13 protein-coding genes are annotated in these 14,945 nt (G+C 67.2%); 11 read left to right on the forward strand and 2 right to left on the reverse strand.

Going from position 1 to position 14,945, the window contains the following annotated elements; all coding sequences use genetic code 11:
• The first annotated feature begins 16 nt into the window (after nt 1–16).
• Nucleotides 17–2,167: a glycogen debranching protein GlgX gene (gene glgX / locus VHP37_19540; GenBank protein ID HEX2828556.1), complete on the forward strand. Its 2,151-nt coding sequence runs from the start codon at nt 17–19 to the stop codon at nt 2,165–2,167.
• Between the two features lie 94 nt (nt 2,168–2,261).
• Here the strand turns inward: glgX and VHP37_19545 are convergent, their stop codons facing one another.
• A complete protein-coding gene (locus VHP37_19545) occupies nt 2,262–3,227 on the reverse strand; it encodes a tripartite tricarboxylate transporter substrate binding protein (GenBank protein ID HEX2828557.1) in 966 nt (321 codons plus the stop codon).
• 171 nt (nt 3,228–3,398) lie between these two features.
• Between VHP37_19545 and VHP37_19550 the strand changes: the two genes are divergently transcribed.
• Together VHP37_19550 and VHP37_19555 are read left to right on the forward strand one after the other, a co-directional pair.
• Complete coding sequence (locus tag VHP37_19550; GenBank protein HEX2828558.1) at nt 3,399–3,803, forward strand: hypothetical protein; 405 nt, start codon at nt 3,399–3,401, stop codon at nt 3,801–3,803.
• Nucleotides 3,804–3,938: 135 nt separating this feature from the next.
• Complete coding sequence (locus VHP37_19555) at nt 3,939–4,910, forward strand: tripartite tricarboxylate transporter substrate binding protein (GenBank protein HEX2828559.1); 972 nt, start codon at nt 3,939–3,941, stop codon at nt 4,908–4,910.
• A gap of 151 nt (nt 4,911–5,061) precedes the next feature.
• Here VHP37_19555 and VHP37_19560 read toward each other — a convergent pair whose 3' ends face one another.
• A complete protein-coding gene (locus tag VHP37_19560) occupies nt 5,062–6,945 on the reverse strand; it encodes an MFS transporter (protein ID HEX2828560.1) in 1,884 nt (627 codons plus the stop codon).
• A gap of 62 nt (nt 6,946–7,007) precedes the next feature.
• Here VHP37_19560 and VHP37_19565 point away from each other — a divergent pair, with 62 nt between their 5' ends.
• The 8 genes from VHP37_19565 (at nt 7,008) to VHP37_19600 (ending at nt 14,937) form a co-directional block, all read left to right on the forward strand.
• Complete coding sequence (locus tag VHP37_19565; protein ID HEX2828561.1) at nt 7,008–7,460, forward strand: CopD family protein; 453 nt, start codon at nt 7,008–7,010, stop codon at nt 7,458–7,460.
• 115 nt (nt 7,461–7,575) lie between these two features.
• The gene (locus VHP37_19570) at nt 7,576–8,277 is read left to right on the forward strand and encodes a GntR family transcriptional regulator (protein HEX2828562.1); all 702 of its coding nucleotides are present in this window, start codon (nt 7,576–7,578) and stop codon (nt 8,275–8,277) included.
• Nucleotides 8,267–9,526 (forward strand): amidohydrolase/deacetylase family metallohydrolase, encoded by a 1,260-nt coding sequence (locus tag VHP37_19575; protein HEX2828563.1) that lies wholly within the window; start codon nt 8,267–8,269, stop codon nt 9,524–9,526. Before VHP37_19570 ends, VHP37_19575 begins: the two co-directional genes overlap by 11 nt.
• Nucleotides 9,523–11,982: a xanthine dehydrogenase family protein molybdopterin-binding subunit gene (locus tag VHP37_19580; protein HEX2828564.1), complete on the forward strand. Its 2,460-nt coding sequence runs from the start codon at nt 9,523–9,525 to the stop codon at nt 11,980–11,982. The genes VHP37_19575 and VHP37_19580 overlap by 4 nt, the downstream gene beginning before the upstream one ends.
• Complete coding sequence (locus VHP37_19585) at nt 11,979–12,782, forward strand: FAD binding domain-containing protein (GenBank protein ID HEX2828565.1); 804 nt, start codon at nt 11,979–11,981, stop codon at nt 12,780–12,782. The genes VHP37_19580 and VHP37_19585 overlap by 4 nt, the downstream gene beginning before the upstream one ends.
• A complete protein-coding gene (locus VHP37_19590) occupies nt 12,779–13,264 on the forward strand; it encodes a (2Fe-2S)-binding protein (GenBank protein ID HEX2828566.1) in 486 nt (161 codons plus the stop codon). The genes VHP37_19585 and VHP37_19590 overlap by 4 nt, the downstream gene beginning before the upstream one ends.
• Nucleotides 13,254–13,805: an SRPBCC domain-containing protein gene (locus VHP37_19595; protein HEX2828567.1), complete on the forward strand. Its 552-nt coding sequence runs from the start codon at nt 13,254–13,256 to the stop codon at nt 13,803–13,805. Before VHP37_19590 ends, VHP37_19595 begins: the two co-directional genes overlap by 11 nt.
• Nucleotides 13,798–14,937 (forward strand): DUF1116 domain-containing protein, encoded by a 1,140-nt coding sequence (locus tag VHP37_19600; protein HEX2828568.1) that lies wholly within the window; start codon nt 13,798–13,800, stop codon nt 14,935–14,937. Before VHP37_19595 ends, VHP37_19600 begins: the two co-directional genes overlap by 8 nt.
• The last annotated feature ends 8 nt before the right edge of the window (nt 14,938–14,945 follow it).

Raw genomic sequence — 14,945 nt, forward strand, 5'->3', positions numbered from 1 at the left:
GCCTACCGTAAAAGCCATGAGCGAATCACACCGACCGCCGAGAAAGAGACGCACCGTCCGCCGTTCACGCGTGACCGAGGGATTGCCCGACCCGCTGGGCGCCACGTGGGACGGGCTCGGCGTGAACTTCGCGCTGTTCTCGGCGAACGCCACCCGGGTCGAGCTGTGCCTCTTCGACGCGCGCGGCGAGCGCGAGATCGAGCGCATCGTGCTCCCCGAGTACACCGACGAGGTGTGGCACGGCTACCTGCCCGACGCGCGTCCGGGCACGGTGTACGGCTACCGCGTGCACGGGCCGTACGAGCCCGAGCAGGGCCATCGCTTCAACGCCAACAAGCTGCTGCTCGATCCGTACGCCAAGGCGCTGGTCGGCGAGCTCAGGTGGGACGATGCGCTCTTCGGCTACAAGCTCGGCGAGGACGATCTCAGCTTCGACGAGCGCGACAGCGCACCTTTCATGCTGAAGTGCCGCGTCGTCGATCCGGCCTTCACCTGGGGACGCGAGCGCAAGCCGAATGTGCCGTGGGACCGCACGATCGTGTACGAAGCGCACGTGCGCGGCTTCACCGCGCATCATCCGGGGATCCAGCGCGAACTCCAGGGCAAGTTCGCGGGACTCGCCGCGCGCGAATCGTGCGAGTACCTGAGGAGCCTCGGCATCACGTCGATCGAGCTGCTGCCGGTGCAGGCGTCGATCACCGACCGCCATCTCGTCGACAAGGGCGTCACCAATTACTGGGGTTACGACACCATCGGCTTCTTCGCGCCGAACCCGCGCTACTCCGCGACCGGCTCGATCGCCGAGTTCAAGGAGATGGTCGCGCACCTGCACGACGCCGGCATCGAGGTGATCCTCGACGTGGTCTACAACCACACCCCCGAAGGCAACGAGAAAGGCGCGACGCTGTGCTTCAAAGGCATCGACAACGCGTCGTACTACCGCCTCTTGCCGGACCAGAAGCGCTACTACATCAACGATACCGGCACGGGAAACACCACCAATCTCTCGCATCCGCGCGTGCTGCAGATGGTCACCGATTCGCTGCGCTACTGGGTGACCGAGATGCACGTCGACGGTTTCCGCTTCGATCTCGCGACGATACTCGCGCGCGAGCCTCACGGCTTCGACCAGGGCGGCGGCTTTCTCGACAGCTGCCGCCAGGACCCCATCCTCTCCAAAGTGAAGCTGATCGCCGAGCCGTGGGACATCGGTCCCGGCGGCTACCAGGTCGGCGCGTTTCCGCCGGGCTGGGCGGAGTGGAACGACAGGTATCGCGACACCGTGCGCGAGTACTGGAAAGGCGACGAGGGCAAGGTGCCCGAGCTTGCGACGCGGCTCACCGCGTCGGGCGACCTGTTCAACCATCGCGGGCGCAAGCCGTGGGCGAGCGTCAACTTCATCACCGCGCACGACGGCTACACCCTGAACGATCTGGTCTCGTACAACGACAAGCACAACGAGGCCAACCGGGAAGACAACCGCGACGGCAGCTCGAACAACCGCTCGTGGAACTGCGGCGCGGAAGGCGAGACCGACGATCCGCAGATCTGCGGCTTGCGCGAGCGCCAGAAGCGCAACTTCATCGCCACGCTGTTCTTCTCGCAGGGCACGCCGATGCTGCTCGCGGGCGACGAGATCGGCAACACCCAGTACGGCAACAACAACGCCTATTGCCAGGACAACGCCGAGATCACCTGGATCGACTGGGAAGGCTGCAGCGACGACGATCGCAAGCTGCTCGAGTTCACCAAGCGCTGCATAGCGCTGCGCAACGCCTATCCGATACTGCGCCGCAGCCGCTTCTTCGTCGGCATCCACAACAAGGAGCTCGACGTCAAGGACGTGACGTGGGTCGATCCGCGCGGCGTCGAGAAGACCCAGGAAAGCTGGAACGATCCCGGCGAGCGCTGCTTCGGCATGGTGCTCGACGGCCGCGCCCAGCCCACCGGCATCGTGCGCCCCGGCTCCGACGCGACGCTATTGCTGATCCTCAACGCCTACCACGGCGTGGTGCCGTTCACGCTGCCCGAAGTGCCCGGCGGCAAGCACTGGCGCTGCCTCGTCGACACCAACATTCCCGAGCGCCCCGACGAGCCGGTGTTCGAGGCGGGGCAGGAGTATGGGGTGGAGGGGAGGTCGCTGCTGTTGTTCGTGCTGCAGAAGTGACGGATAAAGCGGTGACGGATGAAACAGTGACGAGTTAGAGCAGCGCGACGTTTTTCGTCACCGCTTTATCCGTCACTGCACTATCCGTCACTTTTCAATCCGGCTTGATGCCGGCCGCTTTAATAACCTTCCGCCACTTCTCCGCATCGGACCGCATGTACCGCCCGAGCTCTTCCGGTGTTCCGGGGGCAGGCTCGGCGCCCTGGCTCGAGAGCTTCTGCGCGATGTCGGCTTGGCGCAGCGCGCCGACCACCGACGCGTTCACCTTCTTCACGATCGTCGCGGGAGTCTTCGCCGGCGCGAAGAGCGCGTTCCAGTTCGAGTAGTCGAAGCCGGGATAACCGGATTCGGCGACGGTCGGAACGTCGGGCGCGGAGGCCGAGCGCTTCGAGGTGCTCACCGCGAGCGCGCGCAGGCGCCCGCTTTTGACGTGCGGCAGCACCGACGGGATGCTCACCCACAGCAGCTGCACCTGGCCGGCGATGAGGTCGGTCGTCGCGGGCGCGCCGCCTTTGTACGGCACGTGCGTCACGTCGATGCCGGTCGTGAGCTTGAAGAGCTCGAGGCCGAGGTGCGTCGCGGTGCCGGTTCCCGCCGATGCGAAGTTGAGCTTGCCGGGATTCGCCCTGGCATACGCGACGAGCTCTTTCACGTTCTTCGCCGCGAGCGACGGATGCGCGACCAGGATCTGCGGGTTCTGCACCAGCATGCCCACGGGCACAAAGTCGCGGAAAGGATCGTACGGAAGGTGGGCGCGCAGCGCGGGATTGATCGTCATGCCGCCCGCGGTGCCGACGAGAAAGGTGTAACCGTCGGGCGCGGCGTGCGCGACGATCTCGGTGCCGACGATGCCGCCCGCGCCGCCGCGGTTGTCGATGATCATCGGCTGTCCCCAGTCCTGGGTGAGGCGCTCGCCGACGAGGCGCACGACGGTGTCGGTGGGGCCGCCGGCGGGGAAAGTGATGACGAAGCGCACCGGCTTCGTCGGATAGGCGTCGGCCGCGAAAGCCGACGAGACACAGAAACAAGAAACTGCGAGAACACGGAGGATCGACTTCATGGGATTTCCTGACGCGAAACGAGATGTGCCGAGGGGCGCGGTGATTTTAATGTAGCGCAGGCGCCTCGCCTGCTGCCGTTAACGGCTTTGCATGCAGGCGAGGGCGCCTGCGCGACGTACGGCACGGCTTTGGCTGCATCAGGGCCTATCTACCGGCAAAGTGAGGCACTTATGCGGTTCACGGCTATGGCGGCTGGGCTCGCGCTGCTCGCGGGGTGCGCGTCGAACCCGTCCGGCGACACCACTACGGCGCGCGACTCGTGGCAGGGCGCGAGCTACGACGACGTCGTGCGCAGCTGGGGGGCGCCTGCGCGCAGCACCAGGATGACCGACGGCCGCGACGTCTATACGTGGGTGTCCGAGACGGTCCAGCCGCGCGCGGCGTTCTTCCCGTCGCTGGGGATCTTCGGCGGCAGCGGCGGCGGCGTGGGCTTCGGCACCGGCGTGACGATGGGCTCGGGCGGCGGCGGCGAGCTCGTGCGATGCGAGCGCACGCTGATCTTCTCGGGCGGGCGCGTGGCGGAGCAGACCTGGAACGGACCGTCGGACTTCTGCGGCAACTTCCGCCGCGGATAGGCGACGGGACTCGTTAGAGTGCCGTCGTCCTGGACGTGTGCGCGCAGCGCGCACGATCCAGGCGCCATTGATATAATGCGCCGCTTTCGCGGCGTGCCTCGTTGTGTGCACTCGCGGCATAACGAGGAGATTTCGATGTTCAAGACCCGCGCGCTGCTGTGCGCGAGCGTCGCGCTCGCGCTTCAGGCATTCGCCGCAACTGCCCCGGCGCAAACCTATCCCGCCAAACCCGTCCGGCTGATCGTCCCGTTCCCGCCCGGCGGCAGCAACGACATCGTCGGCCGCCTGATGGCGGCGGAGCTGACCGAGAAGCTCGGCAAGCAGGTCGTGGTCGACAACCGCGGCGGCGCGGGCGGCGTGCTCGGCACCGAGCTCGCGGCGAGCGCCGATCCCGACGGCCACACGCTGCTCATCATCTCGGTGGCGTACGCGTTCAACCCCGCGATGTACAAGCTGCGCTTCAATCCCGAGACCGCGTTCGTGCCGATCTCGATCCTCGGCAGCGGACCCAACGCGCTCACCGTGAATCCGAAGCTGCCGGTCAGCACCGCGAAAGACCTGATCGCGCTGGCGAAAGCGCAGCCGGGCAAGCTCAACTACGCCTCGTCGGGCGTGGGCAGCTTCCAGCACCTGGGCAGCGAGCTCTTCCGCATCATGGCGGGCATCAACGTCGTGCACGTGCCGTTCAAGGGCGGCGGCCCCGCGATGGCGGACGTGATCGCGGGCAACACCGAGATCTGCCTGGGCTCGCTGATCCAGATGATCCCGCACGTGGACAACAAGCGTCTCAAGCTTCTCGGCATCGGCGGCAAGAACCGCGCGAAGGTGTACCCGAACGTGCCGACGATCGCGGAGAGCGGCCTGCCCGGTTACGACGCGAGCAACTGGTGGGGACTGCTCGCGCCGGCGAAGACGCCCAAGCCGGTCGTCGACCGCCTGCGCGCCGAGACCGCGAAGATCCTCGCGCAGCCCGAGCTCCAGAAAAAGTTCGAAGGCCAGGGCGCCGAGACGGTGAAGATGAGCCCCGACGAGTTCGGGCGCTTCATCAAGACCGAGATGGTCAAGTGGGGTAAGGTGGTTAAGGAAGCCGGCATTAAGGCTGAGTAAAAAGCGTTATTGACCGCAAAGGACGCAAAGGACGCAAAGGAAAACCAAAATAAATGTGGCGGGAGCGATGCCGCAAAGCATCGTGCTCGAGTGCGTATCGACCGCTGCAAACCTTTGCGTCCTTTGCGTCCTTGGCGGTTCAAATTGTTTTTTATTGCCAGTTTCCGCGCAGGTCGCTGACGACCTCGCGTAATCCAAGCGGCGTCACGACCTCCGGCTGAAGCGCGCCGCCGACCACCAGCCGCACGCGCGGGAAGAGCCGTGTGTGCGCCCGCTTGATCGCTTCCCTGTTGCGCGCGAAGAGGCTCTGCCACAGCCCTGACAGCGCCATCGGGATCACCGGCACCGGTGTGCGGTCGAGGATGCGCGACACCCCGCCGCGGAACTCGCCGATCTCGCCGTCCCTGGTCAGCCTCCCTTCCGGAAAGATCCCCACCAACTCCCCGTTTTCCAGCGCGCGCGCGATCTCTTCGTAGGCGCGCCTCAGCGTCTCCTCGTTCTCGCGCGCCGGCGCGATCGGTATCGCGCGCGCGGTCCTGAAGAAGAACGACAGCAGCGGCACGCGGAAGATGTTGTGGTCCATCACCCAGCGGATCGGCCGCCGGCACGCCGCCGAGATCACCAGCGCGTCGACGTACGACACGTGGTTGCACACCACCAGCGCCGCGCCTTCGTCGGGGATGTGGTCGAGCCCGCGCTTCTCGAGGCGATAGACCGAATGGATCAGCATCCACGCCATGAAGCGCATGAGGAACTCGGGGACCAGCGTGTAGATGTAGACCGCGACCGCGGCGTTGACCAGCGCGGTCGCGAGGAACACCTGCGGAATGGTGAAGCCGAGCTGGAAGAGGCCGATCGCCAGCGCGGAGGCGGCGACGATGAAGAGCGCATTGAGGATGTTGTTGCCGGCGATGACGCGCGAGCGCGTCGCGGCGTCGCTGCGCGTCTGGATGAGCGCATACAGCGGCACGATGTAGAAGCCGCTGAAGATCCCGATCAACGCGATGTCGGCGAGCAGGCGCCAATGCGCGTGCTCGCCCAGGAAACCCAGCGCGGTCCAGGTCTGACCGGTGTCGGCGACATGCGAGAGCGCCCACCACAGATCGATGCCGAAGAGCGTCAGGCCGATGGAGCCGAACGGCACGAGGCCGAGCTCGACCTTGTGTCCGGAGAGGCGCTCGCAGAGCAGCGAGCCGCCCGCGACCCCGAGCGAGAACACCACCAGCAGCAACGTGACGACGTACTCGTCGCCGTGCAGCACGTTGCGCGCGAGGTTGGGGAACTGCGTGACGACGATCGCGCCGTAGAACCAGAACCACGATACGCCGAGGATCGACAGAAAGACGACGCGGCGCTCGGTGAGGTGCGCGAGGTTGCGCCAGGTCTCGGTGATCGGGTTCCAGTTGATGCGCAAGGCCGGATCGGCGGCCGGCGCGCGCGGGATGAAGCGCGAGACGACGAGCGCCGTCGCCGACACCGCGCAGGTGCTCGCCGCGACCGCGACCAGGCCCCATGCGCCGAACGCGATCAGCGAGCCGCCGTAGATCATGCCGAGCAGGACCGCGATCGAAGTGCCGCCCTCGACGAGCGCGTTGCCGCCGATGAGCTCGGTCTCTTTCAGGTGCTGCGGCAGGATCGCGTATTTGACCGGACCGAACAGCGTCGACTGCACGCCTCCGAGGAACAGCGCGACGAGCAGGATCGTCAGGTTCTTCAGCATCAGCCCCGCCGCGCCGAGCGCCATGATGCCGAGCTCGAGCGCGATGGTGATCGAGATCAGCGTGGACTTCTCGTATTTGTCGGCGATCTGGCCGGCTGTGGCCGAGAACAGCAGGAACGGCAGGATGAACAGCGCCTGCGCCAAATTCTGCAGGGCGTCGGACGACATCGCGGTGAAGCTCGCGGTCTGGTACGCGAGCATGATGACGAGCGCCTGCTTGAATACGTTGTCGTTGAACGCGCCGAGGAACTGCACGCAGAAGAAAGGTCCGAAGCGGCGTTCCCCGAGCAGCGAGAATTGACTGCGCTCGTTCATGATTGTCCTTATTCGAGGCCGACGCAGTATAGTTCAGCGCGTCGACCATCGAGAAAAACACCATGGCATACGCGCTCTTCCTTCATATCCTCTCCGCCGTCGTCTGGGTCGGCGGCATGTTCGTCGCCTACATGGCGGTGCGTCCCGCGGCGGGCGAAGTGCTGACCGAGCCGCCGCTGCGCCTCAAGCTGTGGACCGCGATCTTCACGCGCTTCTTCAAATGGGTGTGGGTCGCGGTGGCGCTCATCCTCGGCAGCGGCTTCTACATGATGGGCCAGATGGGCGCGATGCCCGGCCACATCATGGTGATGGCGACCATCGGAGTCGCCATGAGCGCGATCTTCATGCACGTCTACTTCGCGCCGTTCGGCCGGCTCAAGCGCGCGGTCGCGGCGGAGGACTGGAAGACCGGCGGCGCCGCGCTCAACCAGATCCGCATGCTCATCGCGGTCAACCTCATCCTGGGTCTGGTGAACGTGGCGGTGGCCGTCCTCGGCGCCGGCGGGGTCTTTTAAAGGCGTTTTTATCCGCAGAGGACACAGAGGACGCAGAGAAACCTTCGGCCGCTAGCCCCGCCTTCTCTGAATCCTTAATTGAATCCAATTTGGGATTCGGGTTAGGATGCGGCGGATGCAGACCAAATCGAATCTCGTCCAGACCGTCTACGAGCGGCTGAAGGACGATCTGACCCAGTTCCGTATGCGGCCGGGTGAGCGTTACGCAGAGAGCGAGCTGGTGAACCGCCTCGGCGTCTCGCGCACGCCGCTGCGGGTCGCGCTCTACATGCTGGTGCGCGAAGGCTATGTCGTGAAGCTCGAAGGCCACGGCGGCTGGATGGTGCGGCCGCTCGACTTCAAGCACTTCGAGGATCTCTACGACGTGCGCGTCGGGCTGGAAGCGATGGCGATCCAGAAGATCTGCCGCGCCGATCCGTTTCCCGACCTGGAACACCTGCGCCGCGCCTGGCTCGTGCCGCCCGTCGAGCGCCTCACCGACGGCGACAGGATCGCGAAGCTCGACGAGGACTTCCACGCGGCGATCGTCGCCGCCTCGGGCAACGCCGAGATGGCGCGCATCCACGGCGACATCACCGAGCGCATCCGCATCATCCGCCGCCTCGACTTCCTGACGCCGCCGCGGCTTGCGACGACGTACGAAGAGCACGCCAAGCTGCTGCGCGCCATACTCGCGCGCAAGGAGAGCGACGCGATCGCGCTCCTGCACGCCCACATCGATTCGAGCAAGGCCGAGATCCGCCACATCACCCTGCACAAACTAGCGCTCGCGGCGGAGCCGGCCGAGACCGAGGAGGCACAGCGCCATGTCGTATGACATCCTGATCCGCGGCGGGACGGTGATCGATCCCGCCCGGAACATCAACGGCCGCCGTGACGTGGCGGTGCAGGACGGACGCATCGCCGCGATCGAGCAGACCATCGCGCCGTCCGCGGCCAAAGAAACGCTCGACGCCACCGGCAAGCTCGTCCTCCCCGGTCTCATCGACACTCACGCCCACGTCTTCCAGTACGTCACCGGACGCTTCGGTCTCGAAGCCGACATGTGCGGCGTCCATTCGGGCGTGACCACGCTGATCGACCAGGGCGGCCCTTCGTGCATGACGCTGCCCGCGTTTCGCGAGTTCGTGGTGAACGCGAAGAAGAGCCGCGTCGTCACCTTCCTCTCCGCCTATCTCGTCGGCGGCATGGAAGGCCATTACTACCCCGAGCTCTACAAGCCCGATTGCGTGAACGTCGAGGCGACGGTCAAAGCGGCTTCGGTGAACCGCGACATCGTCAAAGGCTTCAAGTGCCATGCCGAGATCGGCGGCTTCGAGCGCTGGGGCGTGGAGGTGATGAAGCTCTCGGCCGAGATCGGCCGCAAGGCGAACCTGCCGCTCTACATCCATTTCGGCCAGCTCTGGCCGCTGCCCGAAGGCTCGCCGCGCCTCGATCCCGACAGCGTTTTCGGCGAAGTGGCCAAGCTGCTCAAGCCCGGCGACGTCCTCGCGCATCCGTTCTCGCGACATCCCGGCAGCTTCGTCGACCGAAACGGCAAGGTGAACGCGCTCGCCCGCGCCGCGATCGACAACGGCGCGAAAGTCGACGTCGGCTACGGCTCGCACTTCAGCTTCAGGATGGCGCGTATCGCGCTCGACGCCGGCATCGTGCCCGACACGCTGGGCGCGGACATGCACGGCTACAACACCACGGTGCCGAAACCCGCCGGCACGCCCGACGAGCACCCCGACAAGGACCACATGTTCGCCGGCACCACGCGCTTCTCGCTCGTCTCCGGCATGACCGCGATGCTGGCGCTGGGCCTTCCGCTCGAGCACGTCGTCGCGATGGCGACGATCAACAGCGCGAAGATGGCGGGGATGGACGACACGATCGGCACCCTGCAAGTCGGACGCGAGGCGGACATCTCGGTGCTGAACGACGATCGCGGCCGCTATGTGCTGACGGACAACGAAGGCACGCAGCTCGTCGGCGATCGCATGCTGACGCCCGCGTACTGCCTCTCGCGCGGCGAGCGGCACATAGCCGACGCCTCGATCCTGCCGAAAGTGCTCGCCGCGTGACCGTCGCCCGCTCCGAGCGCGGCGTCGGCGCGCCGCTGCGGCGCAAGGAGGACGCGCGCTTCCTGAACGGCCGCGGGCAGTTCGTGGGCGACATCCATCGCGCCGGCATGCTCGATGTCGCTTTCGTGCGCTCGCCGGTCGCGCATGCGCGCATCCGGAGCATCGAGAAACCCGCCGGCCTCGAAGACCGCGTCTTCACGATGGCCGATCTCACGGATGTCAAACCGATCCGCGCGGTGTCGGCGCTGCAAGGCTTCAAGCCTTCGGACCTCTGGCCGCTCGCCAAAGACAAGGTGCGCCACGTCGGCGAGGCGGTGGCGATGTGCGTCGGCGCGACGCGCGCCGAAGCCGAAGACGTCGCCGCTCAGGTGTTCGTCGACTACGAAGACCTGCCCGCGGTCGTCGACATGGTGAAAGCGCGCACCGCGCCGCCGGCGCTGGTGCACGACGAATGGGGCGACAACGTCTTCCTCGAGACGCTGGTCGACGACGATCTCGAAGACGTCCGTCGCAGCGCGCCGATCAAGATCACGCGCCACTTGCGCACCGCGCGCCAGTCGATGGCGCCGCTCGAAGGCCGCGGCGTGGTGTGCGAATGGAACGACCGCCTCGGCCAGCTCGAAGTGCACACCGCCGCGCAGATGCCGCACGTCAATCGGGCGGGCCTTTCGGAGACGCTGGGGCTCGACCAGAACGCGATCCGCATCATCGCGCCCGACGTCGGCGGCGGCTTCGGCTACAAAGGCATCCTGCTTCCTGAGGAAGTGTGTCTGGGCTGGCTCGCGCGCAGGCTCATGCGGCCCGTGCGCTGGCTCGAAGACCGCCGCGAGCAGCTCACCGCCAACGCCAACTGCCGCGAGCACGATTACGACCTCACGCTGTATGCCGACCGCGAAGGCACGCTCCTCGCGATCGACTGCGCAGCGACCGTCGATTCGGGCGCGTACTCGCTCTATCCGTTCTCGGCGTGCCTCGAAGCCGCGCAGGTCGGCTCGATCCTGCCGGGGCCTTACAAGATGGAGCGTTATCGCTGCCGCACGTGGTCGGCGGCGACCAACAAGCCCGGCATCCTGCCGTATCGCGGCGTCGCGCGCACCGGCGTGTGCTTCGCGCTCGAAGTCGCGCTCGACGCGGTCGCGCGCGCCGCGGGCAAGGAGCCTTACGAAGTGCGCCTGAAGAACCTCGTTCAGCCGCACGAGATGCCGTACGACAACATCACCAAGAAACATTTCGACTCCGGCGATTACCCGGAGGCGGTGCGGCGCGCGGTGGAGGCGCTGGACATCGGGAAATGGCGCGAGCGCCAGAAGAACCTCGCCACGGACGGACGCCGCATCGGCGTAGGCGTCTCGATCTATTGCGAGCAAGCCGCGCACGGCACCAGCGTGTATCACGGCTGGGGCATCCCGATGGTGCCGGGACACGAGCAGTGCCATGCGCGGCTCACACCCGACGGCAGCCTCGAGATCCGCATCGGCGCGCACTCGCACGGCCAGGGCCTGGAAACGACGCTGGCGCAGGTCGCGAACGAGATCCTCGGTGTCGATCCCGAGCGCGTGCGCGTCGTGCACGGCGATACGGGCGTCACGCCGTACTCGACGGGCACGTGGGGCTCGCGCTGCATGGTGATGTCGGGCGGCGCGGTGGCGAGCGCGTGCAAACAGCTCGCGGCGCGCGTGAAGAACATCGCCGCTCACCTCATGCAGGCGCCGCCGGACGAGCTCAGCCTGCGCGACGGTGAGGTGCGCGCGGGCGGCAGGACGATGGCGCTCGGCGAGGTCGCTTTCACCTGGTATCGCCTGCCGCATCGCCTCCCCGCCGACGTCGACCCCGGCGGCCTCGAAGTGGTCGCCGGCTACAAGCCGAAAGTCGACACCGGCACCTTCAGCTATGCCTGTCACGCGGTCGCGGTCGCGGTCGACACCGAGCTCGGTCAGGTCGAGCTGCTCGATTACGTCGTCGTCGAAGACGGCGGCACGCTGGTGAACCCGATGGTGGTCGACGGCCAGATCTACGGCGGCACCGCGCAGGGCATCGGCACCGCGCTCTACGAAGAGATGCCGTACGACAGCGAAGGCCAGCCGCTCGCGTCCACCCTCGCCGATTACCTGCTGCCGGGCGCGACCGAGGTGCCGAACGTTCGCATCGTGCACATGGAGACGCCTTCGCCGTACACCGAGTTCGGGCAGAAAGGCATCGGCGAGGGCGGCGCGATCGCGCCGCCGGCGGCGATCGTCAACGCGATCAACGATGCGTTGAAGGATCTCGGCGTCGAGATCACCGAGACGCCGGTGAGCCCGCGAAGGTTGCTGGCGGCCATCGAGAGCGCTCGTCATTCCCGACCCGCGGCAGCGGAAACGATCGGGAATCCATCTTTGCACCAAATCAAGATGGGTCCCCGCCTTCGCGGGGACGACGCTTCGCGTCGCCTTCGCGGGAATGACGGACGCGCATGAAACCCGCCGCGTTCGATTACGAGAGGCCCACCGACATCGCGCTGGCGGTGCACCTTCTTGCCGCGAGCGAAGGCACGGGCAAGGTGATCGCCGGCGGTCAGTCGCTCGGGCCGATGCTCAACCTGCGTCTCGCGCAGCCGGCGCTGCTCGTCGACGTGCGCGCGCTCGAGCGCCTGCGCGACATCAAGCTCACCGACGACGCGCTGCTCCTCGGCGCATGCACCACGCACGCGGCCATCGAGGACGGTCTCGTGCCCGACGTGACCCGCGGTTTGATGCGGAGAGTCGCATCCGACATCGCGTATCGCGCGGTGAGGAATCGCGGAACGATCGGCGGCAGCCTGTGTCACGCCGATCCGGCGGCCGACTGGGTGTCGGCGATGATGCTGCTCTCGGCGACGGTCATCGTCGATGGCGCACACGGCGCCCGCGAGATCGAAGCCGCGGATTTCATCGTCAGCGCTTTCACCACCGCGCTCGCCGACGACGAGGTCCTGACCGCGATACGCATACCCCGGCTTTCGGACGGCGCGCGCTGGGGTTACTACAAGTTCTGCCGCAAGCCCGGCGAATTCGCCGAGGCGCTCGCCGCGATCCTCGTCGATCCCGGCCGCGACCTGTGCCGCGCGGTGATCGGCGCGACCCACGGCAAGCCGCACGTCATCGCCGATGCGCGCGCGATCGCGGACGATCGTTCGGTGAACGAGGCTGTCGAAGCCGCCGGCGTCGGCGACGATCCGTACGAACGGCAGCTCCACTGCGCCGCGCTGAAGCGCGCGATTGCACAGCTCTCGGCATGAAGAAGACCATCTCGCTCACCGTCAACGGCCGCGCGGTCGTCGCGCATGTGGAGCCGCGAACGCAGCTCGCCGATTTCGTGCGTGAAGAGCTGCGGCTCACCGGCACGCACTTCGGCTGCGAGCACGGCGTGTGCGGCGCGTGCACCCTCGAGGTCGACGGCGCGCCCGCGCGCTCGTGCATCGCCTACGCCGCCGCGTGCGACGGCGCGCGCGTGCGCACGATCGAAGGCTTCGACGACGATGCGGTGATGGCCGATCTCAAGGAAGCGTTCAGCGCCGAGCACGCGCTCCAGTGCGGTTACTGCACGCCGGGGATGCTCGTCACCGCGCGCGACATCGTGCTGCGCCTGCCCGACGCCGACGAGGCGCGCATCCGCAAGGAGCTTGCGGGCAACCTGTGCCGCTGCACGGGTTACGTCGGCATCGTGCGCGCCATCGCGCGCGTGCTCGAATCGAGAAGGGGGGCCTCGCATGGATCTTGAAGAGTCCTTCGACCTGCCGGTCGCGCGCGAGCGCGCGTGGGCGGCGTTCCGCGACCTGTCGGTCCTCGTGTCCTGCCTTCCGGGCGCGCGGCTCACGAGCGACCCGCAGGCCGATCCGGTGCAGATCGTCTTCGCGGTGAAGCTCGGCCCGATCAGCGTCAACTTCACCGGCATCGGGGGCGTGGAATACGGTGAAGAGTACGGCTGCTGCTTCTCGGGCGGCGGCGCCGATCGCAACACCAACTCGCGCGTCAAAGGCGCGGCGAAGTTCTCGCTGCACGAAACGGTGAACGGCACGCACGTGCGTCTCGCGGTCGATTACGCGCTGACCGGCGCGCTCGCGCAGTTCGGGCGGCCGGGCATCGTCAAGGAGATCGCCGCGAATCTCACCCGGCAGTTCGCCGACAACCTGCGCACGACGCTCTCGCAAACCGCGGACGGCGCAACGCGGACCGCGCCGGCTCAGCTCGACGCGGCCGACCTCATGATGCAGGTCGCGCGCGGCCGCATCCAGCGCATGTTCGGCGGCAAGAATGAGTGACGGCCTTCAGGCCCTGGTTGCGGCGCGGCCGGTGTGGACGCGCGTTGCGCGCGCCGGTGAAGTGCTCGCGTTGCAGGGGCGCACGCTGCTGCACGCCGGACCGCCGTTCGTCGATCCGCGCAAGCCGTGCGCGCCGGTGCTCTCGTCGGCGGTGCTGGCGTGCATCTACGAAGGCTGGGCGAAGAGCGAAGACGAAGCGGAGCGCCTGATCGCAAGCGGCGACGTGCGACTCGAGCCCGCGCAATCGCGGCGCTGCGTCACCCCCCTCGCGGCGATCGTGTCGCCTTCGACGACGATGATCGTGGTCGAAGACGCGGCCGGGCAGGCACCGCCGGCGTATGCGCCGCTGGGAACGACCGGAGGACCCGACCTGCGCTTCGGTACTCGAGAGCGCGGCATCCTCGATCGCCTCGCGCTGCGCGACAGCGCGCAAGCCGCCACGCTCGGCCGCGCGCTCGCCGAGCCGATCGAGCTCCTGCCGATCGCGCGCGCAGCGCTCGAACAGGGCGACGATCTGCACAACCGCACCACCGCAGCCACCGCGGCGTTGGTCGCGCGCATCGAGGCGCGCCTGCCGCGCTCCGATTCGCTGATCGAAGCGGTCAAGGCGACGCCGCTGTGGTTCCTCACTTTCTGGATGGCCGCGGCGAAGCTGATGCTATCCGCCGCCGAAGGTAAAGCGCCGGGGACGCTGATCACGCGCATGGGCGGCAACGGCGTAGCCTTCGGCGTCGCACTCGCCGGTGCGCCCGACCGATGGATTACGGTCAGCGCCGAAGCGCCGCGCGGCCCCTGTCTGCCGAATGCAGACAAGAATGCGAAAGCCGTCGGCGCGATCGGCGACAGCGCCGTTATCGATGCGCTGGGATTCGGCGGCCAGGCGCTGGAATACGCGCCCGAGCCCCGCGACGCGCTGCGGCCTTACCTGACCGGCGATCCGGCCGAGGTGGCGCGCACGCTCCTGCAAGCGCCGCATCCGGCGTTCGCATCGAAAAGCGTCGGCGTCGATGTGGAGACGATACGCCGCATGAAGACCGTGCCGATCGTCACGCTCGGCATGGTCGAAGCGAGCGGCACGCGAGGGTTGCTCGGACGCGGCGTGTTCCGACCGCCGCTCCCGCTGTTCGAATAAGGAGGAGG

The organism is Burkholderiales bacterium, from assembly GCA_036262035.1.
Lineage (GTDB): Bacteria > Pseudomonadota > Gammaproteobacteria > Burkholderiales > SG8-41 > JAQGMV01.